This is a genomic window from Nocardioides rubriscoriae, from assembly GCF_008087085.1.
Classification (GTDB): Bacteria; Actinomycetota; Actinomycetes; order Propionibacteriales; family Nocardioidaceae; genus Nocardioides; species Nocardioides rubriscoriae.
In genome coordinates this window covers 150,729-171,714 of sequence record NZ_VIYJ01000010.1, presented here as the reverse complement: position 1 = coordinate 171,714, position 20,986 = coordinate 150,729, and the positions used below count along the sequence as shown (strand labels likewise).

Annotated in this window: 20 protein-coding genes; 10 read left to right on the top strand and 10 right to left on the bottom strand. The window is 73.8% G+C overall.

Annotation, left to right across the window (positions count from 1 at the left end; all coding sequences use genetic code 11):
• Positions 1-81: 81 nt before the first annotated feature.
• Genes FZC61_RS18555 through FZC61_RS18545 form a run of 3 tightly spaced genes read left to right on the top strand, consistent with a single transcriptional unit; the run spans position 82 to position 3,276 of the window.
• Positions 82-729 (top strand): Pr6Pr family membrane protein, encoded by a 648-nt coding sequence (locus tag FZC61_RS18555; protein ID WP_170286180.1) that lies wholly within the window; start codon positions 82-84, stop codon positions 727-729.
• Positions 726-1,079, top strand: a complete 354-nt coding sequence (locus FZC61_RS18550) for a UBP-type zinc finger domain-containing protein (RefSeq protein ID WP_148615655.1) — start codon at positions 726-728, stop codon at positions 1,077-1,079. Before FZC61_RS18555 ends, FZC61_RS18550 begins: the two co-directional genes overlap by 4 nt.
• On the top strand, positions 1,072-3,276 hold the full coding sequence (locus FZC61_RS18545) for a molybdopterin-containing oxidoreductase family protein (protein ID WP_148615654.1): 2,205 nt from the start codon (positions 1,072-1,074) through the stop codon (positions 3,274-3,276). The genes FZC61_RS18550 and FZC61_RS18545 overlap by 8 nt, the downstream gene beginning before the upstream one ends.
• On the opposite strand, the gene FZC61_RS18540 is transcribed toward FZC61_RS18545, so the two are convergent.
• Genes FZC61_RS18540 through FZC61_RS18525 form a run of 4 tightly spaced genes read right to left on the bottom strand, consistent with a single transcriptional unit; the run spans position 3,245 to position 7,933 of the window.
• Positions 3,245-4,480 (bottom strand): FAD-binding domain-containing protein, encoded by a 1,236-nt coding sequence (locus FZC61_RS18540; RefSeq protein ID WP_148615653.1) that lies wholly within the window; start codon positions 4,478-4,480, stop codon positions 3,245-3,247. The genes FZC61_RS18545 and FZC61_RS18540 overlap by 32 nt on opposite strands.
• Entirely contained in the window at positions 4,477-5,496 is a 1,020-nt protein-coding gene (locus tag FZC61_RS18535; protein WP_148615652.1) for a S66 family peptidase, read from the bottom strand. The genes FZC61_RS18540 and FZC61_RS18535 overlap by 4 nt, the downstream gene beginning before the upstream one ends.
• Before the next feature lie 12 nt (positions 5,497-5,508).
• Positions 5,509-6,738 carry an MFS transporter gene (locus tag FZC61_RS18530; protein WP_148615651.1) on the bottom strand — a complete coding sequence of 410 codons (1,230 nt, stop codon included), beginning with the start codon at positions 6,736-6,738 and terminating at the stop codon, positions 5,509-5,511.
• A complete protein-coding gene (locus FZC61_RS18525; RefSeq protein ID WP_211357326.1) occupies positions 6,731-7,933 on the bottom strand; it encodes a kynureninase in 1,203 nt (400 codons plus the stop codon). Before FZC61_RS18525 ends, FZC61_RS18530 begins: the two co-directional genes overlap by 8 nt.
• A 269-nt stretch (positions 7,934-8,202) precedes the next feature.
• On the opposite strand from FZC61_RS18525, the gene FZC61_RS18520 reads away from it, so the two are divergent.
• Together FZC61_RS18520 and FZC61_RS18515 are read left to right on the top strand one after the other, a co-directional pair.
• Positions 8,203-9,735 carry an acyl-CoA carboxylase subunit beta gene (locus FZC61_RS18520; RefSeq protein WP_211357325.1) on the top strand — a complete coding sequence of 511 codons (1,533 nt, stop codon included), beginning with the start codon at positions 8,203-8,205 and terminating at the stop codon, positions 9,733-9,735.
• Positions 9,736-10,078: 343 nt separating this feature from the next.
• Positions 10,079-11,269 (top strand): GNAT family N-acetyltransferase, encoded by a 1,191-nt coding sequence (locus FZC61_RS18515; protein WP_148615650.1) that lies wholly within the window; start codon positions 10,079-10,081, stop codon positions 11,267-11,269.
• A 58-nt stretch (positions 11,270-11,327) separates the two neighbouring features.
• Here FZC61_RS18515 and FZC61_RS18510 read toward each other — a convergent pair whose 3' ends face one another.
• From FZC61_RS18510 to FZC61_RS18500, 3 genes are all read right to left on the bottom strand, one after another.
• Positions 11,328-12,167, bottom strand: coding sequence for a hypothetical protein (locus tag FZC61_RS18510; protein WP_148615649.1), 840 nt, complete (start codon positions 12,165-12,167; stop codon positions 11,328-11,330).
• Positions 12,168-12,330: 163 nt separating this feature from the next.
• Positions 12,331-14,016, bottom strand: a complete 1,686-nt coding sequence (gene ilvD / locus FZC61_RS18505) for a dihydroxy-acid dehydratase (protein ID WP_148615648.1) — start codon at positions 14,014-14,016, stop codon at positions 12,331-12,333.
• A gap of 238 nt (positions 14,017-14,254) precedes the next feature.
• A complete protein-coding gene (locus FZC61_RS18500; protein ID WP_148615647.1) occupies positions 14,255-14,710 on the bottom strand; it encodes an SRPBCC family protein in 456 nt (151 codons plus the stop codon).
• 78 nt (positions 14,711-14,788) lie between these two features.
• On the opposite strand from FZC61_RS18500, the gene FZC61_RS18495 reads away from it, so the two are divergent.
• From FZC61_RS18495 to FZC61_RS18485, 3 genes are all read left to right on the top strand, one after another.
• Positions 14,789-15,643: an EamA family transporter gene (locus FZC61_RS18495; RefSeq protein WP_246142782.1), complete on the top strand. Its 855-nt coding sequence runs from the start codon at positions 14,789-14,791 to the stop codon at positions 15,641-15,643.
• A gap of 151 nt (positions 15,644-15,794) precedes the next feature.
• Positions 15,795-16,049, top strand: a complete 255-nt coding sequence (locus FZC61_RS18490; RefSeq protein ID WP_148615646.1) for a hypothetical protein — start codon at positions 15,795-15,797, stop codon at positions 16,047-16,049.
• Positions 16,050-16,089: 40 nt separating this feature from the next.
• Positions 16,090-17,004: an alpha/beta fold hydrolase gene (locus tag FZC61_RS18485; RefSeq protein ID WP_148615645.1), complete on the top strand. Its 915-nt coding sequence runs from the start codon at positions 16,090-16,092 to the stop codon at positions 17,002-17,004.
• 11 nt (positions 17,005-17,015) lie between these two features.
• On the opposite strand, the gene FZC61_RS18480 is transcribed toward FZC61_RS18485, so the two are convergent.
• From FZC61_RS18480 to FZC61_RS18470, 3 genes are read right to left on the bottom strand one after another with little or no spacing between them, the layout of a single operon-like run.
• Entirely contained in the window at positions 17,016-17,411 is a 396-nt protein-coding gene (locus FZC61_RS18480) for a VOC family protein (protein WP_148615644.1), read from the bottom strand.
• A complete protein-coding gene (locus tag FZC61_RS18475; RefSeq protein ID WP_211357324.1) occupies positions 17,408-18,007 on the bottom strand; it encodes an HAD family hydrolase in 600 nt (199 codons plus the stop codon). Before FZC61_RS18475 ends, FZC61_RS18480 begins: the two co-directional genes overlap by 4 nt.
• 35 nt (positions 18,008-18,042) lie before the next feature.
• Positions 18,043-18,837 (bottom strand): 3'(2'),5'-bisphosphate nucleotidase CysQ, encoded by a 795-nt coding sequence (locus FZC61_RS18470; RefSeq protein ID WP_148615643.1) that lies wholly within the window; start codon positions 18,835-18,837, stop codon positions 18,043-18,045.
• 56 nt (positions 18,838-18,893) lie between these two features.
• Here FZC61_RS18470 and FZC61_RS18465 point away from each other — a divergent pair, with 56 nt between their 5' ends.
• Both FZC61_RS18465 and FZC61_RS18460 read left to right on the top strand, forming a co-directional pair.
• Positions 18,894-20,000 (top strand): DNA glycosylase AlkZ-like family protein, encoded by a 1,107-nt coding sequence (locus FZC61_RS18465; RefSeq protein WP_148615642.1) that lies wholly within the window; start codon positions 18,894-18,896, stop codon positions 19,998-20,000.
• 338 nt (positions 20,001-20,338) lie between these two features.
• Positions 20,339-20,848: a hypothetical protein gene (locus tag FZC61_RS18460; RefSeq protein WP_148615641.1), complete on the top strand. Its 510-nt coding sequence runs from the start codon at positions 20,339-20,341 to the stop codon at positions 20,846-20,848.
• Positions 20,849-20,986: the final 138 nt, after the last annotated feature.

Here is a 20,986-nt window from a genome sequence, read left to right as displayed (position 1 = left end):
GTCCGGCCGACGTCCGGCCGACGTCCGGCCGACCCGCACGGTGGGGTGCGGCGGGGTTGCCCGGGCCCTACCCTCGGGCGGGTGGACCGACGCTGGCACCTGCTGACCGCCGCGGCCGCGACCGCGGCCCTGGCCCTGCAGCTCGTGCTGGTGGTGCGCGGCGGGCAGGTGCTTGACGAGGTCGAGCCGCCGGCGCTGCCATTGCGCCTGGCGCGCTTCGTCGCCTACTTCACGATCCAGAGCAACGTGCTGGTGGCCGTCGTCTCGGCGCAGCTGGCCCGCGACCCCGGCCGCGACGGCGCGACCTGGCGGGTGCTGCGCCTCGCCGCGGTCGTCGGGATCACGGTGACCGGGTTGGTCCACTTCGTGCTGCTGCGCCCGCTGCTCGACCTCGAGGGCGCCGACTGGGTGGCCGACAAGATGCTGCACATGGTGGTGCCCGTGCTGGCGGTGGCCGGGTGGGTGGCCTTCGGTCCCCGGCCGCGCGTGACGGGGCGCGTCGCCGCGCTCACCCTGGTGTGGCCGGTCGGGTGGCTCGTGGTGACGCTGCTGGTCGGGGCCATGACCGGCTGGTACCCCTACCCGTTCCTCGACCACCGCGAGGACGGCGCCGGGGCCGTCGTCGTGGCCTGCCTGGGGGTGACCGTGCTGTTCGTCGCGCTGCTGGCCGCGGCGTCGGCGCTCGACCGTCGACTCGCGCCCCGGCGCACGGCAGACTCCCCGTCATGAGCGACGGCATCGACCCCAGCGTTCCCCCCAGCGGCACCGGCTGCGCCGAGTGCGAGGCCGCGGGCGGGTGGTGGGTGCACCTGCGCCGCTGCGCCCAGTGCGGCCACGTCGGCTGCTGCGACTCCTCGCCGGCCCAGCACGCCTCGGCCCACTACGCGGCGAGCGGCCACCCGGTCATGCAGAGCTTCGAGCCCGGGGAGGACTGGTTCTGGGACTTCGCGACCGGCACCGACGCCGACGTCCCCGAGGGTCTCGAGCTCGCTGCCCCGCACTCGCGCCCCGAGGACCAGCCGGTGCCCGGCCCGGCCGGCCGGGTGCCCGCCGACTGGATGTCGCACGTCCGTGGCTGACCGCGGCACCCCGACCCCGCCGGCTCGCAGCGTCCGCACGTTCTGCCGGATCTGCGAGGTGCACTGCGGCCTGGTCGTCGACGTGGCCGCCGACGAGACCGTGCTCAAGGTCCGTCCCGACCGCGACCACCCGGTGTCGAAGGGCTACTGCTGCGTCAAGGGCCTCGGGCTCGGCGCCCTGCACCACGACGACGACCGGCTCGACACCCCGCTCAAGCGCGTCGACGGCGAGCTGGTCCCCGTCTCCTGGGAGCAGGCGACCGCCGAGATCGGTGCTCGCGTGCGCGCGCTCGTCGACGCGCACGGCCCGCGCTCCGTCGCGATCTACCAGGGCAACCCGACGTTCTTCTCGCTGCAGGCCACGCTCATGTCGGCGGCGTACGTCGAGGCGCTGGGCTCCCCCAACGTCTTCGCGTCGCACTCCATCGACGTCAACACCAAGTTCCACGTCGCCACCGAGATGTACGGCCTCTCGCTCATCCAGCCGGTGCCCGACCTCGACCACGTCGAGATGTTCGTGTGCCTGGGCTCCAACCCGCTGGTCAGCCAGATGTCGGTGCTCACCGTCGCCGACGCCGCGGGGGTCCTGCAGCGCATCGAGGCCCGCGGTGGGCGCGTGGTGGTCGTCGACCCGCGCCGTACCGAGACCGCGCGCCGCGTCGGCGAGCACGTGCCGATCCGCCCCGGCACCGACGCCTACCTGCTCGCCGCGATGCTGCACGTGCTCACCCAGGAGCAGCCGCTCGACCTCGCCCCGGCCCGCGCGGTCGCCCGTGGCGTCGACGAGCTCGTCGCCGCGGCCGCGCCCTGGAAGCCCGAGCGCGCCGAGGCGGTCACCGGCGTGCCGGCGGCGGCGATCCGCGAGCTCGCGACGGCGTACGCCGCGGCCAGCTCACGAGGCGGCGCCGCGCTATACTGCTCGACCGGCGTCAACATGGGCCCCTTCGGCTCGATCGCGACGTGGCTGATCCAGGGTCTCAACCTGCTCGCCGGCAACCTCGACCGGCGCGGCGGGCTGCTCGTGCCGCACGGCGCGTTCGACACGCTGCGACTCTCGGCCGCGCTCGGCCTGGGCCGCTTCGACGAGCACCGCACGACCGACGGGCGCTGGCACCGCGTCGCCGGGGCGTTCCCCGTCGCGGCGCTGGCCGGCGAGATCACCACCGACCACCCCGACCGGGTGCGCGCGCTGTTCGTGACCGCCGGCAACCCCGTGCACTCCGTGCCCGGCAGCGACCTGCGCGAGGCCCTGCCGCGGCTCGACCTGCTCGTCAGCGTCGACCTCTACCGCAACGAGACCGCCGCCCACGCCGACTACGTGCTGCCGGCCACCGACATGCTCGAGCGCAGCGACTTCCCCGCCTCGCACCAGTCGCTGCAGCTGGTGCCGCACGCCCAGTGGACCCCCGCCGTCGTCGCGCCGGTGGCGCAGCGGCGTACGGAGTGGCAGATCTTCTCCGACCTCGCGCTGGCCACCGGCGTGCGCCCCTGGGGCACCACCGCGGCCCACGCCCTGCCCCGCCTCAACCGGCTGCTGCGCCGGCTGCCCGGCTCGCCGCAGGTCGGCGTCGACCAGCTGCTGGCGGTGCTGCTGCGCTGGGGACGCCGTACGACGCTGCGCGAGCTCAGGGCCACGCCCGAGGGCGTGCTGCTGCCGCCGACCGAGCCCGGGTCGTTCCTGGGCAAGCGGGTCGCGACGCCCGACGGCCTGGTCGACCTGGCCCCGGCCGACCTGGTCGCCGACCTGGCCCGGCTCGAGGCCGCCGAGGCCGACCTGTCGCGGCCCGGCGTGCTGCGCCTGGTCGGGCGGCGCGACCGGCGCTCCCACAACTCGTGGATGCACAACAACGCCCACATCTCCCAGCCCGACGGCAACACCGCCCTGCTGCACCCCGACGACGCCGCCGAGCGCGGCATCGCCGACGGGGACGAGGTCGAGGTGAGCAGCCCGACCGGGCGGGTGACGCTGCCGGTGTCGTTGACCACCGACGTCGCCCGCGGCGTCGTGGTGGTGCCCCACGGGTGGGGCCACGGGGCCTCGGGTGCCCGTCGGGCGCGCGCCCTGCCCGGCGTCAACGTCAACGATGTCGTCCCCGGCGGCGCCGCCCACATAGACCCCGTCAGCGGTCAGGCCGTGATGCTGGCCCACGAGGTGGAGGTGCGCGTCAGCGTCCCGACGTCTTTCGCCACGCCGTGAACGAGCGCATCGCCGCGGGGCGTGGCCTGACCAGCCACGGCCAGGGGTGCGTCTCGACCACGTCGAGGCGCGCCGCGCGCGTCGCCCAGCCCGGCACCGGCGCGTAGGTCGTCGCCAGCGGCCGGCCGGCCAGCTGCTCGACGACGTCGCCGCGGCGTACGTCGAGGGGGCGGGTCGCCGCGATGTCGCCCAGGCACTCGGCGAGGAACACCAGTCGCTTGCCCGAGAGCCGCAGCCGGCGCAGCAGCGGCTCGTCGAAGACGAACACCGCGGGCCGGTCGGGGTCGGCGGCCAGCGCCGGCTCGGCGGTGCCGAGGGACTCGGCGGTCAGCCAGACGACCTCACCCCCGGAGCCCTCGACCCGGTCCGGGCCACCGGGCACGGGCCCCTTGGACAGGTCGGGCGCGTCGGCCACCTCGGGCCCGACCGTCGCCTCGGGCCAGTCCTCGATCGGGCACGCGCTGCGCAGCTTGCAGCCCTTGCACAGCTGGGCCGCCTGCTTCTGGACCTGCCACCGACTGAACCCGTAGGCCTTGCCGCTGCCCGTGCCGATGGTCCACTGCCAGCCCAGGCGGTTGGCCGCGCGTGAGCCGTCGATGAGGTGGGCGAACATCGCGTCCTCACCGGCCCGCCACTCGCCGCCCGCGCGCACCGACCACTGCGAGGCCAGCCACATCCGGGTCTGGTTGACCAGCCAGCCGTCCTCGACCAGCGAGCGCACCATGAAGTCGGCGCACGCCATGTCGCGGCGCAGCGGCTCCTCCCACGGCGTCGGGCGCGGCTGCTCGCGGCGCACCGACCGGCCCAGGTCGCGACCGATGCGGGCGTAGAGGTGTCGCCCGTACTCCTGCCACAGCAGCTCGTCGCGGTACTTGCCGAGGTCGTAGGCGGGCGCCCCGGTCACGGCGTCCCACATCTCCGGCAGCGTCAGCAACCCGTGCCGGATGTAGGGCGACATCCGGGTCGCCCCGCGCCGCGACTCCGGCAGCACCGTGTTGCGCATCCGCGCGTAGCCCGCGATGTCGAGCCCGGCGAGCGCCGCGTCGGCCGCCGCCTGGCCGCCGCGCATCGCCCCGGGGCGGACGCCGTCGGCGCCCTCGCGCGCCAGGTCGCCGAGGTGTGCGGCGACCCAGGCGACGACGTCGTCGGAGGTCGCCCCGGCGGCGGGGCTGGGGGGCGGGGGCAGCGTGGCAGGGGTCGTCATGTCAGCTCCTGGGTGATCTCGCCGTGTCCGTTGCCGGCCACGACGCGCGCGAGCGCACCGGTGACCAACGGCATCCACGGCTGGGTGTGGCCGATGTCGGCGCCGAGCACGAGTGGGACGTCGAGCCCACCGAGGGCGTCGAGGACGGCCTCGCGCTGGCTCATCTGGTCGGCGTCGGGGGCGGGGGTGCGGCCGACGAGCACCGCGGTGGCCTCGTCGAACCAGCCCGCCAGGCGCAAGGAGTGCAGCGACCGGGCGACGGTGAACGGGTCGCACTCGGCCACCTCGAGGAACACCACCAGCCCCTCGTCGGCGTGGGCGCGCCCGAAGCCCGGCACGTCGCCGTACGGCGTGGGCGCGAGCATCGACACGATCTCGACGCACCCGCCGACCAGGCGCCCGGTCACGTCGAGCCCGCCGCCGCCGACGACCTCCCAGTCGCCGGTGCCGTCGAGGGTCAGCTCCTCGACGCCGGGGTCGGCGCGGTAGTCGTCCCAGGTGCCTACCCTGTGCCGACCGGGGCTGACCTGGTGGAAGGGCCCGGGCCCCGTCACGACCTCGGTCCAGTGCAGCAGACCGCCGGGCTGGCGGTAGGCGGTGTCCATCAGGTTGGTGCCGTGCACGGTGGCCCAGCCCAGCAGCGTGGTGAAGGGCAGCATGACCGAGCACAGGTCGGAGTAGCCGACCAGCCACGTGGGCTCGAGCGTCGCGAGCTCGTCGAAGTCGAGCTGGTCGAGCAGGTCGATCGCGAGCTCGCCGCCCCACGGCGGGACGACCGCGCGCACCGACGGGTCACGCAGCATCGCCATCAGCTCGGCGGCCCGCTTCTCCTTGGGCGCCGACACGACCCGGTCGTCACCGAGGCACTCGCCGACCCACACCTCGAAGCCGCGCTCGCGCAGCCACGTGACGTTGTGGTCGAGCCGCGGGCGCAGCGCGTCGCTCACGCCGCTCGACGGTGCGGTGACGCCGACGGTGTCGCCGGGGCGCAGTGGGGCGGGGTAGCGGATCACCATGGAACTACCCTGTCAGGGCCGACCCGCCCCCGGCTTCACCCCGTCCAGGGTCCCCAGTGTCTCGGTCGCCAGCAGCCACGGCCCGAGCGCGAGCAGGCTGACCATCGCGGTCAGCGCGAACGCCCAGCCGAAGCCCGCCTGGTCGGCGACCACCCCGACCAGCACCGGCCCGAGGATCGCGCCGCCGTCCTGGGCCATCTGGAAGGTGCTGAGCACCGTGCCGCCGCTGCGGGCCGACCCCACGAGGTCGGCGACCGTCGCCTGCTGCCCGGGGTTGACCAGGCCGGCGCCGACGCCGGAGACGGCCGAGAGCACGAACAGCACCAGCAGGTCGTGGCTGAGCCCGAGCAGGCCGAGCCCGACCGCGGTGACCACCAGCCCGACCAGCACCAGCGGCCTGCGTCCGACCGTGTCGGCGAGCCGACCGGCCACCTGCAGCGTGGCGGCCGTGCCGAGGGCGGCGAGGGCCAGCGCGACCCCGGCCACCCAGGTGTCGTCGTGCACCGCCACGGCGAACTGCGGCAGCACCGCCACCCGCACCCCGAAGTTGCACCACCCGTTGGCGAACGCCGAGGCCAGGCACGCGCGGTACGCCGGCTGCGCCAGCGCCTCGCCCAGCCGCATCGGCGGCGCCGGCTCGCCGGTGGTCGCCGGCCGCAGCTGGGCCCCGCTCAGCCGCAGCGCGACCACGGCCGCGGCGACGACCAGCGCGGCGGCGTACGCGAGGAAGGGCAGGCGCAGCCCGAAGCCGGCCAGCGCGCCGCCGATGACCGGCCCGAGCATGCCGCCGACCAGGAACGAGCTGGCGTAGGCCGACGACACGCGGCCCCGGATGGTCGGTGGGGCCAGCCGCACGAGCAGGGCCATCGCCGAGACGGTGAACATCGTCGACCCGATGCCGCCGAGCCCTCGGAAGATCAGCAGCTGCACGTAGGACTGGGCGAACGCGGTGGCCAGCGACGACGCCGCGACCACCAGCAGCCCGGTCAGGTAGACCGACCGCTCCCCCAGCCGCGAGACCAGCGCCCCGCCGGCGGGCGCGAAGACGAGCCGGAAGAACGCGAAGATCGAGACCACGAACGACGCGGCCGCCACCCCGACGTCGAAGCTGCGGGCGTAGGCCGGAAGCACCGGCGAGACCAGGCCGAAGCCGATCGCGATCACGAACGCCGCGGCGACCAGGACCTTGAGCTCGCCCGGGATCGTCGGGCGCGGCTCGACCCCGGCCCGCTGCTCAGCCAAGGGAGTCGAGGACGGCGCGCACGGTCTCGAGGCCCCGGGCCACCTCGGCGTACGACGTCGACAGCGGGGAGAGCCCCAGGCGCAGCCCGTGGGGGTCGCGGTAGTCGGGGATGACGTCACGTCGCCACAGCTCGGCGGTGGCCTCGCGCATCAGCGGGTGGTTGAGGGTCACGTGACCGCCACGGCGCTCGGCCTGGCGCGGCGAGGCGAGGGTCGTGTCGGGCAGCAGAGCGGCGGCCGTGGTGATCGCGTGCTCGGTGAGCCCGACCGACTTGGCGCGCACGGCGTCCATGCCGACCTCGTCGATCAACGCGAGCATGTCTTGCAGGGCCAGCATCCCGACGACCGGCGGGGTGCCCGAGACCATCCGTCGTACGCCGGGCGCGGGGGTGTAGGTCGGCCCCATCAGGAAGGGGTCGCTGGCCCCCATCCAGCCCTGCACCGGCTGGGTCAGGGCGCCCTCGCCGTGGAGCAGCCGCCCGGCGACGTAGACGAACGCCGGCGCACCGGGCCCGCCGTTGAGGTACTTGTAGGTGCAGCCGACCGCGAGGTCGACGTCCCAGGCGTCGAGGCTCGTCGGGACCGACCCGACCGAGTGCGACAGGTCCCACAGGACCAGGGCCCCGGCGTCGTGCGCGAGCCGCGTCAGCGCGGGCACGTCGGCCAGCCACGCCGAGCGGTAGGCCACGTGGCTCAGCACCACGAGGGCCGTCTGCTCCCCCACGGCCTCGGCGAGCAGCTCGGCAGTGACGCCGGCGCTCGTGTCGACGTCGACCCAGCGCAGCGTCAGGCCGCACTCGCGCGCGACCCCGTCGGCGACGTAGCGGTCGGTCGGGAAGTTGTCGCGGTCGACCACGATCTCGGTGCGCCCGGGCCGCAGCGCCACCGCCGCGCGCATCGCCTTGTAGAGCAGCACCGTCGTCGAGTCACCCACGACCGTCTGCCCCGCCGCCGCCCCCAGGCAGACCCGCCCGATCTCGTCGCCCACGACCTCCGGCAGCAGGAACCACGACTCGTCCCACCCCCGGATCAGCCGCTGACCCCACTCGTCGTCGACGAAGGTCCTCAGCCGCTCTCCCGTGGTCCGCAGCGGGCGGCCGAGCGAGTTGCCGTCGAGGTAGACCAGATCGCTCCCGGTGCCGACGAACCGCTCGCGGTAGGCGGCCAGCGGGTCCTGCGCGTCGAGGTCGGTCACGTCGGCGAGCCTAGCCAGGGCGACGGTGCAGACCTCACCACCCGGTGGTCGAGGAGTCCGCCGGGTGCCGTCGCGGCGTACGACGGCCGCCGCCCCACGGTGGTTGAGGAGGCCGCCCGCGGCCGTCACGAAACCACCCACCCGCACCGACGGGCCACCCCATCCACACCGGCTGCGGTGAAGCGGTCTCGAGACGGTGGGCCAGGGCAACCTCCTCGACCACCGTGGGGTCGCGGTCGGGTCCGACGTGGGCTACTAGCCTCACCCACGTGATCCGCCCCGAGCTGTTGGAGGTCCTGGCGCGTCGCGCCCTCACCGAGGACGCCGCGAGGCCCGACGCCGTGGCCAGGCACCACGCCCGCGGCGGGACGACGGCGCGAGAGAAGGTCGCGGCCCTGGCCGACGAGGGCAGCTTCGTCGAGTACGGCCGGTTCGTGACGGCGGCACAGTCCGACAAGCGCGAGCTCGACGACCTGCTCGACCGCACCGTGGCCGACGGGATCGTCGGCGGGCTCGCGACGATCGACGGGCACCAGGTGGCGGTGCTGTCCTACGACTACCTGGTGATGGCCGGCACCCAGGGCATGCGCGGGCACCGCAAGACCGACCGGCTGCTCGACGTCATCGAGCGGCTGCGGCTGCCGACGGTCTTCTTCGCCGCCGGGGGCGGCGGGCGCCCGGGCGACACCGACATCCCGTTGGTCTCGGCGCTCGACGTCACCACCTTCGCGGCCTGGGCCCGGTTGAGCGGCAAGGTCGCCCGCATCGCCGTGGTCGACGACAACTGCTTCGCCGGCAACGCCGTCATCGCGGGCTGCGCCGACCTGGTCGTCGCCACCCCGCGCTCGAGCCTGGGCATGGGCGGCCCGGCGATGATCGCCGGCGGCGGGCTGGGCGACGTCGCCGCGGCCGACGTCGGTCCGCTGGAGGTCATGACCGCCAACGGCTGCGTGGACGTGGCGGTCGACGACCAGGACGCCGTCGACGCGGCGCGGGCCCTGATCGGCTACTTCCTGGGCCGCGAGACCGCCTGGACCGCCGCCGACCAGGTGCCCCTGCGCGAGGCCGTGCCCGAGGGCGAGCGGACGTCGTACGACGTCGAGGCGGTCGTCGAGACCCTCGCCGACCAGGACACCGTGACCGTGCTGCGCCCGGGCTTCGCCCCGGAGCTGGTCACCGCGCTGGGGCGCGTCGAGGGGCGCACCGTGGGGTTCGTCGCCAACGACACCCGCCACGTCGCCGGGGCGATCACGGCCGACGCGGGCGACAAGGCCGCACGGTTCCTGCAGCTGTGCGACGCGTTCGGGTTCCCCGTCGTCTCGCTCGTCGACACCCCCGGGATGATGGTCGGCCCCGACGCCGAGCGCACGGGCCTGGTCCGCCACACCTCCCGGCTGCTCGTCGCCGGCGCCCGACTGTCGGTGCCGCTGGTCGGGGTCGTGCTGCGCCGCGGCTACGGCCTGGGCGCGCAGGCGATGCTCGGCGGCAGCACCCACGAGCCCGAGCTGACGATCGCCTGGCCCGGCGCCCACCTGGGGGCGATGGGGCTCGAAGGCGCGGTGCGGCTGTCGATGCGCCGCGAGCTCGAGGCCATCGCCGACGACGAGGAGCGTGAACGCACCGTGCGCGAGCTGACGGCCTACGCCCAGGCGCACTCCACCGCGCTCGAGGTCGCCCGCCACTTCGAGATCGACGACGTCGTCGACCCGGCCGAGACCCGCGGCCTGATCGCGCGCGTCATCGACGCGGCCGACCACGCCGGACGGCTGACCGGCAGCGGGCTGCCGGTCGACACCTGGTGAGCGTGCCGCACGTGACCCGGGGCGCGTCGTCTTCGCGTCCCTCCCGTCGGGTCGAGTGACCCAGCCCGCGTCGACTTTGGGTCCCGCTCCCAGCACGAGTTGACCCGGGGTGCGTCGCCTTCGCGCCCCTCCCGTCGGGTCGAGTGACCCAGCCCGCGTCGACTTTGGGTCCCGCTCACCTCTCATGTCGACGCAGCGTGGGTCAGGTTTGAATTCCCGGGTGGCCCGAAGTCGACGCAGCGTGGGTCAGGTTTGAATTCCCGGGTGGCCCGAAGTCGACGCAGCGTGGGTCGTCACCGCCGGCTCCGGTGAGATGCCGTCCCCGGACCCTTAACCTCGGGTCGTGGAGATTCGCCTGCTGACCCTCGACGACCACGTCGCGTCGTTCCGTCTCGGCGCCGAGGCGTTCGGCTCGCCGCCCTACCCCGTCGAGGTGCCCCCCGCGCCGACGTCGCTGCCGGTGGGTCGCGAGGTGTGGGGCGCCTTCGACGGCGACACGCTGGTGGCTCGGGTGGCCGCCCACTCCTACGAGTCCTGGTGGCACGGCGCGCGCGTGCCCACCTGCGGCATCGCCGGGGTCGCGGTGGCGCCCGAGGCCCGCGGCCAGGGTCTGCTGCTGCCGCTCTTCGAGGCCACGCTGGGCGCCGCGGCCGAGCGCGGTGAGGCCCTGTCGACCCTGTTCCCGACCGCCAACGGGATCTACCGCTCGCTGGGCTACGAGCTGGTCTCGTCCTACGACACCGTCGTGGTCCCGACCGCCGAGCTCGCCGGCGTCCGCCCGCCCGGGGGCGTCCGCACCCGCCGGGCCACCGTCGCCGACGTACCCGCGCTCAAGGCCGTGTACGATGCGTGGGCGGCCGCCCAGAACGGCCCGCTGACCCGGACCGGTCCGCGCTTCGCCACGACCGACCAGGAGCTCGTCGACGGCGTCACCGCGGTCAGTCTGGCTGTCGACGAGCAGAACGCCGTCGTCGGCTACGCGATCTGGGACCGCGGCGAGGGCTACGACCCGACGACGGCCGCGCTCGAGGTGCACGACCTGGTCGCGGTGAGCGCCGACGGCTACCGCGCGCTGTGGCGGATGCTCGGCACCCACACCTCGGTCGCCGGCCGCATCAGGCTCGACACCTCCGGCGAGGACCCCGCACGCCTGGTGCTCCCGACCGCCACCTGGGACGTCGTGGGACGTCATCCCTACATGCTGCGCGTCAGCGACCCCGCTGCCGCCCTCACCGGACTCGTCTCCCCGGGGATCCACGCCGAGATCGGGTTCGCCGTCGCGGGCGACCGGCTGCGGACCGCCGACGACGCCTACGTGCTCACCGTCGGCGACGACCCGTCGGTCTGCGAGCGCACCACCGACGGCGGCGACGTCGCGACCTTCACCCCGCAGGGTCTCGCCCTGGCCTATGCCGGCGCCCAGTCGTGCGCCAACCTGCGGATGACCGGCCACCTCTCCGGCCCCACGACGCACGACGCCGCCCTCGACGCCCTGCTGGGCCGGCGCCCGCTGCACATCCGCGACTACTTCTGACACGGTGGTCGAGGAGGTTGCCCTGGCAACCGTCACGACGACCACCGTGGGGACCCGCCTACTGGAACGACACGAACCGCACGGCCGGCTTGATCCGCCGCACCTCGGCGGCCGACATCCGCGGCACGTCCTCGTCGTAGAAGAGCTTGAAGCCCATGTCGAAGGCCTCGGCGCGCTCGACGGTGCGGTAGGTGTCGAGCTTCTGGCCCGGGGTGCCGAAGCCGTCGACGTGCTGGACCATCGCCAGTCCCGGCCGGTCGGTGACCCGGTCGAGGTCGCGGACCATGTCGGTGCGGAACTGGTGCAGCACGAAGAGCTTCTCGGGCAGCCCCTCGCGGCGGCGCAGGTCGTCGAGCCAGCCCGAGACCAGGTCGACCTCGCCGGCGCTCATGGAGCCGATGACCGTCCCGGGCACCTCGCGCCGGCCCATCCGCCACTCGGGGTCGAGCGCAAGGCCGACGTGCGGCTCGCGCAGCGCCCACGCCCACCGGCGGGCGACGTCGATGAAGCGTGCCCGGCCCGGCTGCAGGTCGAGCAGGAGCAGCGCCCCGTGGCGGCGCGCGGCTGCGACGTACTGCCGCACGACACGACGCGACACGTCGTGGCTGTAGTCGCCGTCGGGGCCGGGCGAGCGGTCGGCGATGGTGACGATCAGCTCGTAGACGAGCTGCACCTCGGTCCCCCTGCGGCGCCCGATCTCGCGGAACGGCCGCGCCGCACGGACCAGTCGTCGGTGCATGGTCTCGGGGTCGGTCTCGCCGAGCACCCCGAGCGCGCCGGTGCCGCCCGTGCCGTAGTAGGCCACCAGGAACCGGCCGTCGCCGAAGATGTGGCCGTTGGCCGCGTGGGTGCTCCGCACAGGAGCCGGGGCCGGGCGCGGTGTCGGTACGTCGCGCATGGCTTGCGCCGGTCGAGCCTGTCGAGACCCCGCAGACCCCGCAGACCCCGCAGCACCGTCCGACCCGTCACCGATCAGCCGGACGCCGCCCGCAACCACGAGCAGCAGCACGAGCGCCGCCAGCGCCGTCGCGGCGCTGCGCGTGTCGCGGTCCACGATCGGCTCAGGACGTGACGGCACCGTGGGCCGCGGAGGTGACGGTCCGGGCGTACTTGCCGAGGACCCCGCGGGTGTACTTGGGCGGCAGCGGTTCCCAGCCGACCTTGCGGGCCTCGAGGTCGTCGGGCCCGACGAGCTCGACCTCGAGGGTCTTGTTGAGCACGTCGAGGGTGATCCGGTCACCGTCGCGGACGAACGCGATCGGGCCGGCGTCGACGGCCTCGGGTGCGATGTGACCGACGCACAGGCCGGTCGTGCCGCCGGAGAAGCGGCCGTCGGTGAGCAGCAGCACGTCCTTGCCGAGCCCGGCGCCCTTGATGGCCCCGGTGATGGCGAGCATCTCGCGCATGCCGGGTCCGCCCTTGGGGCCCTCGTAGCGGATGACCACGACGTCGCCGGCGACGATGCGGCCGGCGGCCAGGGCGTCCATCGCGGCGCGCTCGCCGTCGAAGACCCGGGCGGTACCGGTGAAGACCGACTCGTCGAAGCCGGCGCTCTTGACCACGGCACCCTCGGGGGCCAGCGAGCCCTTGAGGATCGTGATGCCGCCGCTGGCGTGGATCGGTCGGTCGAGCGAGCGGATCACATCGTCGTCGAGGGCCGGCGGGGCGAGCGCCTCGAGGTTCTCGGCCATCGTCCTGCCGGTGACGGTGAGGCAGTCGCCGTGCATGAGGCCCGCGTCGAGCAGGGCCTTCATCACCACGGGGATGCCGCCGATCTTGTCGACGTCGTTCATCACGTAACGGCCGAACGGCTTGAGGTCGGCCAGGTGCGGGACCTTGTCGCCGACGCGGTTGAAGTCGTCGAGGGTCAGGTCGACCTCGGCCTCGCGGGCCATCGCGAGCAGGTGCAGCACGGCGTTGGTCGAGCCGCCGAGGGCCATCACGACGGTGATGGCGTTCTCGAACGCCTCCTTGGTCATGATCTGGCGGGCGGTGATGCCCTCGCGCAGCAGGTGGACGACGGCCTCGCCGGAGCGGTGGGCGAACCCGTCGCGGCGACGGTCGACCGCGGGCGGGGCGGCCGAGCCCGGCAGCGACATGCCGATCGCCTCGGCGACGGCGGCCATCGTGTTGGCGGTGTACATGCCGCCGCAGGCGCCCTCACCGGGGCAGATCGCCCGCTCGATCCGGTCGACCTCGTCGCGGGTGATCTTGCCGGCCAGGCACGCCCCCACGGCCTCGAAGGCGTCGATGATGGTGACGTCCTTGCCGTCGACGCTGCCCGGCATCGTCGACCCGGCGTACAGGAACACCGACGACAGGTCGAGCCGCGCGGCGGCCATCATCATGCCGGGCAGCGACTTGTCGCAGCCGGCCAGCAGCACCGAGCCGTCGAGCCGCTCGGCCATCATCACCGTCTCCACGGAGTCGGCGATCACCTCGCGCGAGACCAGCGAGAAGTGCATGCCCTCGTGGCCCATCGAGATGCCGTCGGAGACCGAGATCGTGCCGAACTCCAGCGGGTAGCCCCCGGCCGCGTGCACGCCGTTCTTGACGGCCTTCGCGAGCCGGTCGAGGGAGAGGTTGCAGGGGGTGATCTCGTTCCAGGAGGACGCGACGCCGACCTGGGGCTTGGCCCAGTCGTCGTCGCCCATCCCGACGGCGCGGAGCATGCCACGCGCCGCGGCCTTCTCGAGCCCGTCGGTGACGTCGCGCGAGCGGGGCTTGATGTCGGGCTTGTCACTCATGGGTCGAGGATAGGACGGTCCGTACGCCGCCCCGCACCCGTCCCGGACGGCTGAGACGCACCCGACTCGCGCACCACGGCGGTCGAGGTGCGACGAGCGCCAGCGAGGAGCCTCGAGACCCGGCCAGCGACGCACCCAACTCGCGTGCGGACCCCACCGGGTCGGTGCAGGAGGTCTCGAGGCTCGGCCGTGGCCGGCCTCGCATCTCGACCACCGAGACCCGAGCGCGTCGACCGCGTCAGGCCTCGGCGACCGCCTTGAGCCGCGCGAGCCCCCTCTCGAAGTCCTGGCCGACCAGCCGGTCCATCGAGACCAGCCGGCCGAACACCGCGGCGAGACCGCGCTGCTCACCGGTCATCACCCAGGTGACCTCGGTCCGCGCGCCGGCGGGCACCAGCTCGAAGGTGACCTCGCTGGTGGAGCGGAAGGGCCTGCGGAAGGCCAGCGCCACCACGACACGGTCGGGCGTGGCGCCGACGACCTCCATGGATCCCTGACCGGCCCTGCGGTTGCCCGACCAGGCGTAGTGGGCACCGACACCGGCCGGGGCGCCGCTGTAGGTGCGCCGGACCTCGGGGTCGAGCCCCTCCCACGGCGACCACGTCTGCCACTCACGCAGGTCGCTGACGAGCCGGTGGACCAGCGCCGGGTCCGCGGCCATGGAGATCGACCTGCTCACGCGGTAGGTCCCCATCCGCGCATCGTGGCACAGCGAGGTCGGCCCCGGCCACGCCCTGGGGGCGGCCCCCGTCCGCCTCGCTACGGTGACCCGGTGCCGCGCCCCTCCCCGATCGTCCTGGTGCTGATCGGGATCGCCTCGGTGCAGCTCGGCGCGGGGGTGGCCAAGTCGCTGTTCGACGACGTCTCCCCCACGGCGCTGGTGTGGCTGCGGCTGACGACGAGCTCGCTGGTCCTGCTGGCCTGGGCCCGACCCCGGTGGCGCGGCCGGTCGCGCGCCGACCTCGTGGTGCTCCTCGGCTTCGGCACCAGCCTCGGGCTGATGAACCTGGCGATCTACCAGTCGTTCTCGCGCATCCCCCTCGGCATCGCGGTCACCCTCGAGTTCGCCGGCCCACTGACGCTCGCCGTCGTCGGCTCGCGCCGCGCCCGCGACCTCGTGTGGGTCGGGCTGGCCGGGGTCGGGGTGGCGCTGCTCGGCGCCGAACGGGCCGACCTCGACCCGCTCGGCGTGCTCTTCGCGCTGCTGGCGGGAGCCAGCTGGGCGGCGTACATCCTGCTGTCGGGGGCGACCGGACGACGCTTCGCAGGCCTCGACGGACTGGCCCTGGCCAGCGTCGTGGCGACCCTGCTGGTCAGCCCCTTCCTGCTCGTGCCCGGGGCGACCGACGGCATGCTGGACCCCCGGATCCTCCTGCTCGGCGCCGCGGTCGGGCTGCTGTCGTCGGTCATCCCCTACAGCTGCGAGCTGGTGGCGCTGCGCACGCTGCGCCCCGCGGTCTTCGGGATCCTGATGTCGCTCGAGCCGGCCGCCGCCGCGCTCGCCGGCCTGCTGGTCGTCGACGAGACCCTGAGCGCCGCGCAGTGGCTGGCGGTCGCTTGCGTGGTCGCCGCCAGCATCGGCGCGACCCGGCAGCGACCGGTGCTGGCCGAGCCGGTGCCCGACTGACCCCGTGCCCGACTGACCCCGTGCCCGACCGCGCCGGTGCCCGACCGACCCGGTGCCCGACCGACCCGGCACCTGAGAACTTCGTGTGCGTTCACGCAGATGTCACGCGACGGTGATGACGCCACCGCGCTGGCGGCGTAACGTCGCCCGCATGCCCGCCCCGCTCCCCCTCACCAGCCCTCTGCGGGCCTGGGTGCAGCGAGTCCAGGACTGGCCCGTCGCTTCCCAGCAGCGCGCCCGCCGCAACGCCATGATCGCTGCGACCGCGTGTGCCCAGAGGCGCGTCGAGCGGCAGGACGTCGCCAACTTCCTGAGCGCCCTGGCCCCCGCCGGCGACACCGGTCCCGTCGAGGGTCCGGCCGACCACCTCGGCAACGCACCCGCCACGCGCGTCTCGCGCCGCTGATCGCGGCCCGCCGGGCGGCGGCGTACGGCAGAATCGGCGCATGCCGACCTCCGCCGCGAGCGCCGTCACGGCCTCCTCGCCCGCGTTCCGCGACATCCTGTCCGACGACGGGACCCACCTGCGGGCCTGGACCAACGACCCCGACGGGCTGATCGACGGCCCCACGGTCGTGCTGTGCAACGGCCTGGGCACCAACGCCTGGTGCTGGCCGGCCCTGCTCGACCCCGACTGCGGCGTGCGGATCGTCTCCTGGAACCACCGCGGCGTCGGCGGCTCCGAGCGTCCGGTCGACCCCAGCCACGTCGAGATCGAGCACTTCGTCCAGGACGGCCTGTCGGTCATGGACCACTTCGGGATCGACCGGGCCGTGCTGATGGGCTGGTCGATGGGCGTCAACACGATGTTCGAGATGGCGGTGCGCCACCCCGAGCGGGTCGCCGGCCTGTTCGCGGTCGCCGGGGTGCCCGGCGACACCTTCGCCACGATGCTGGCGCCCCTGCACATCCCCCACGTCGTGGCCCGCACGATGACGGTCAACGTGTCGCGCGCGATGACCATCGCCGGTCGGGCCCTGACGCCGGTGGCGCGCCGGCTGCCGATCGGGCGCCGTACGGTGCAGGTGATCTCCCACTCCGGCTTCATGCTGCCGGTCCGCGACCTCGAGCTGGCCGCGCTCGGCATCAAGGAGTTCCTCACGACCCCGCTCGACTGGTACTTCCACCTCGCGCTCAGCACCTCGCGCCACGCCCGCGTCTCGCTGTCGTCGATCGAGGTGCCGGCGATGTTCGTCGCGGCGACCTGGGACGTCCTGGCGGGGGCCCGCGACATGGCCTCGGCCGCGGCGCGGATGGCCGACGCCGAGTACGTCGAGCTGCGCGGCTCCCACTTCATCCCGATGGAGAAGCCCGACGTCGTCCACCGGCTGCTGCTGGAGTTCCTCGAGAAGGTCGGCTGACCGACCCTGCCTCAGCCGGCAGCGGCGTCCCGCTCCTGCTGGCTGCGCAGCACGCAGAGCTGGTTGCCCTCGGGGTCGGCCAGCGTGACCCAGCCGGTGCCGTTCGCGTGACGCCGGTCGGCGACCTGGGTGGCGCCGTGGGCGAGCAGCCGGGCGACCTCGTCGTCGCGCGTGCCCTCGCGCGGGACGACGTCGAGGTGGATCCGCTTGGCGGGCAGCGTGGCGTCGGGGACCTCGATGAAGAGCAGCTGGTGGCCGCTCTCGGGGTCACGGATCATGCACTCCTCGTGCCCGGGCAGGTTGGGGTCGCCGTCGAGGTCGACGTAGCCGAGCACGGGCTTCCACCACTCGGAGAGCGCGTAGGCGTCGTGGCAGTCGATGGTCGTGTGGGAGACGTAGGAGGTCACCGGTCGACGATGACACCGTGCTCGGCCAGGCGCGAGTGCAACACGTCGATGCCGTCGGTGAAGGTCCAGTGCACGCCGCCGAGCCCGACCGACCGTGCGGTCTCGACGTTGTCGAGCCGGTCGTCGACGAAGACGACCTCGCCGGGCGCGCAGCCGATGAGCGCAACCGCCTGCTTGAAGTAGGCCGGCTCGGTCTTCACCGCTCCGAGCTCCCAGGAGTAGCAGGACACGTCGAAGAGCTCGTCGTAGCCCAGCTCGGTGCGCATGTAGGTCGCACGGTGCCGCTCCTGGTTGGTGCCGAGGTGGACGCCGTAGCCGGCGGCGCGCAGCCGGTGCACCAGGTCGATCGACGACGGCACCAGCTCGATCGAGGTCCAGACCGCCGCGAAGAGCTCCTCGACCCCCACGTCCACGCCGTACGCCGCCAGGTGGCGCTCGAGGTGGTCGAAGAAGTCGCCCTCGCCGCGCAGGGTCGGCACCTCGGCCACCCACGACTCCTCGATGAACGCCTCGGCGCGGTCGCCGAGCCACGGGCGCAGCCGGTCGAACCAGCCGCCGGGGAGGTCCTGCAGGACGCCGTCGGCATCGAGCAGCACGTGGTCGACCGTGCCCACTCCCGTGCTGGGTCGCGTCACGACACGCCGTTGTCCGCGATCCAGGTGAGGATCCGGTCGGCCAGCTCGGGGCGGCACACGACGAGGTCGGGCAGGTAGACGTCGTCCTGGTTGTAGCGCAGTGGGCTGCCGTCGATGCGGCTGGTGAACAGGCCGGCCGCACGCGCGACGGCGACCGGGGCGGCGGAGTCCCACTCGTACTGCCCGCCGGCGTGCACGTAGGCGTCGGTGAGGTCGCGCGCGACCGAGAGCACCTTGACCCCGGCCGAGCCCATCGCGACCAGCTGGGCGTCGAGCTCGCGGGCCAGGCCGTGCACGAACTCCGGCGGCCGGCTGCGCGAGACCGCGATGCGGGGGCTCTCGCTGGTGCTGGGCGGTACGACGGGGGGCGCGCCGGTCGTGAAGGTCTCCCCCAGCGCCGGCTGCGCGACCGCACCGGCGGTCAGCTCGCCGCCGTCGCCGGCGGTGCGCTCCCACAGCGCGACGTGGACGGCCCAGTCGTCGCGCGGCGGCTCGGAGAACTCACGGGTGCCGTCGAGCGGGTCGATGATCCACACGCGCTCGGAGGTCAGCCGGACCTTGTCGTCCTTCCCCTCCTCCGACAGCACGGCGTCGGTCGGCCGGTGCTCGGCGAGCAGCGCCATCAGCAGCTCGTGGGCGGCGGCGTCACCGGCGTCCTTGAGCTCGCGCCCCTCGAGGCCCTCGCCGCGCACGTCGAGCAGCCGGCGTCCGGCCTCGTCGGCCAGCCACGCGGCCAGCACGTGGTCGTCGGTGGCGGCGGACTCGGGCGGGATCGTCGGCTCGTAGCTCACCGGGTCACCCTAGAGCGGGGACGACGTCGATCCGCAACGGGTGCGAGGCTGCGGGCATGACGACGGAGGTCTCGGTCACCTGGGCCCGAGCGCTCGCCTGGCGCCTGGAGCGCCACCTGCTCGAGCCGGTCGTCACCGCCTCGGTCGGCGACGTCGTACGCCGCCTCGGCGCCGTGCTGTCGATGGACGAGTCGCTGGCCGAGCTCGCCGTCCGCACCCGGCGTACGACGTCGCAGCCGGGCGAGCTGGCCGACGCCCTGGTCGCGGGCGAGGTGGTCAAGGCGTTCGCCTTCCGCGGGTCGGTGCACTACCTCTCGCCCGAGGACGGCGGGGTCTACCTGGCGCTGCGCGCGTCGGGCCGGCAATGGGAGCTGCCGAGCTGGGTCGAGCACTACCGGCTCGCACCGTCGGACTGGCCGGGCCTCCGCGCCGCGGCGCGCGCCGCGCTCGCCGACGGCCCGCTGACCGTCACCGAGCTCGGCGAGGTGCTCACGCGGCAGCGCGCCTACCGCCACCTCGCCCCGGTCTTCGCCGACGGCGCCGGCACCCTGCTCAAGCCGCTGTCGTGGCAGGGCGACCTCGGTTTCGGCCCCCCGCAGGACGGCCGCGCCACCTTCCAGCGGCTCGACGTCAGCCCGCGCTGGGGCGGCGTCCCCGACCTCGAGGAGGCCGGCCCGCGGGCCGTGCTGGCCTACGTCGGCACCTACGGGCCGTCGACCTACGACCACGTGCACTACTGGCTGGACAAGGGCCTGAGCGCCGGCCGGGGTCTGCGGCGCTGGTGGGCCGAGGCCGCCGAGCGGTTGGTGGCGGTCGACGTCGAGGGCACCACGGCGTACGTCGCGCGCGAGCACGTCGACGACCTCGACGCGGCCCGCCCCTCGGACGCCGTGCGGTTCCTCCCCGGCCACGACCAGTGGGTCATGGGCCCCGGCACCCAGGACACCCACGTGACCCCGCCGGCGCTGCGCGACCTGATGACCCGCAAGGCCCACCCCGTCGTCGTCGGCGGCGTCGTGCGCGGGACCTGGACGCGTCGCGGCGACGACCTCTCGGTGACCTGGCTCGACGACTCCGTCCGGCCGGACGGCGCGATCGCGGCCGAGGCCCGGCGGCTGAGCGGGCTGGTCGACCGGGAGCTGCGGGTCACCGTCGTGTCGTGAGGGGCGGCTGGTCGCGGGCAGCTCCCGGGCGCTCGGCGGATCGGGGGTCAGTTCCCGCCATTGGACTGGCACAACGGGATTGCGTGCCGACGGTCAGGCGTGCGCAGAGCGGGGCTGGCGGTCCGATCGTGCCGTTGTGCCAGTCCGTGTACGAGAGCGCTGGACAACACCCGACTCTCGGCAATGGAGTTCACAGGACGCGGCATGACCGGGCGGAGCGCCTGTCTCCAGGACGCCTCACGCTGGTGGTTGCGCGCAGCGAACCCAGGCAGGATGGTCGTATGTCGAGTTGCGCGCTGTGTTCAGCCGAACCTGCTTCGTGCGCACTGTCGATCGAGATGGCCATTGGTGACAGCGTTGCGTTTCCCGCGGTGACGCTGGTCGGGGACCAGTGTCAGCGACTCTTGTCCTCGGCGAAGGACGACGAGCTCGCTGCCAGGCTTACCTCGGACTACGACGACTACGGTGGCGGCGCCCTCATCGACCTGCTGCGTCGCCGAACCACCAACGTGCGTCCCCTTCCGGCTCCGTCTGCAGCCCTGGTCAAGGCTCGGGCTAACGGGTACGAGCTCCTGTCTGAGCACACGGGCAGCGCGAACGAACTCGCCTCCATCTGGCCCGTCGCCCACCGGGTCCCACGCACCGAGCTGGGCGAGGTCGTCACTGACGAAGACGACGACGTGTTCATGGTGACTTCTCCCTGGCGCTCAGTCACTGTGCGAGACGTTGTGAGCGTCCTGCACAACGAGATGGAGCGAATCGACGGTTGGCGTGACGGCGACGGCTGGACGCGGGTAGGAGCAACCGTTTTCGGTTGGGACGAGGCAGAAGTCCGAGAGCACCTTTGAGCTCGGCTGAGTGACCGAACATCGTTGCTACTCCGCCCGTGGCATCTCGAAGCCAGCAGGGGGCGGAGCCCGCAGGACGGCAGTAGTGTGAACAAGAGGCGGCGTGGTCGGCCGGAGCCCTCCTGGCGGCACGAGCGG

What these genes read in the sequence shown, in the direction of transcription:
- FZC61_RS18550 (WP_148615655.1), top strand. Translation starts at nt 726, where the DNA reads ATGAGCGACGGCATCGACCCCAGCGTTCCCCCCAGCGGCACCGGCTGC.
- FZC61_RS18540 (WP_148615653.1), bottom strand. Translation starts at nt 4,480, where the DNA reads ATGACGACCCCTGCCACGCTGCCCCCGCCCCCCAGCCCCGCCGCCGGG.
- FZC61_RS18535 (WP_148615652.1), bottom strand. Translation starts at nt 5,496, where the DNA reads ATGGTGATCCGCTACCCCGCCCCACTGCGCCCCGGCGACACCGTCGGC.
- FZC61_RS18510 (WP_148615649.1), bottom strand. Translation starts at nt 12,167, where the DNA reads ATGCGCGACGTACCGACACCGCGCCCGGCCCCGGCTCCTGTGCGGAGC.
- ilvD (WP_148615648.1), bottom strand. Translation starts at nt 14,016, where the DNA reads ATGAGTGACAAGCCCGACATCAAGCCCCGCTCGCGCGACGTCACCGAC.
- FZC61_RS18500 (WP_148615647.1), bottom strand. Translation starts at nt 14,710, where the DNA reads ATGGGGACCTACCGCGTGAGCAGGTCGATCTCCATGGCCGCGGACCCG.
- FZC61_RS18490 (WP_148615646.1), top strand. Translation starts at nt 15,795, where the DNA reads ATGCCCGCCCCGCTCCCCCTCACCAGCCCTCTGCGGGCCTGGGTGCAG.
- FZC61_RS18485 (WP_148615645.1), top strand. Translation starts at nt 16,090, where the DNA reads ATGCCGACCTCCGCCGCGAGCGCCGTCACGGCCTCCTCGCCCGCGTTC.
- FZC61_RS18465 (WP_148615642.1), top strand. Translation starts at nt 18,894, where the DNA reads ATGACGACGGAGGTCTCGGTCACCTGGGCCCGAGCGCTCGCCTGGCGC.
- FZC61_RS18460 (WP_148615641.1), top strand. Translation starts at nt 20,339, where the DNA reads ATGGCCATTGGTGACAGCGTTGCGTTTCCCGCGGTGACGCTGGTCGGG.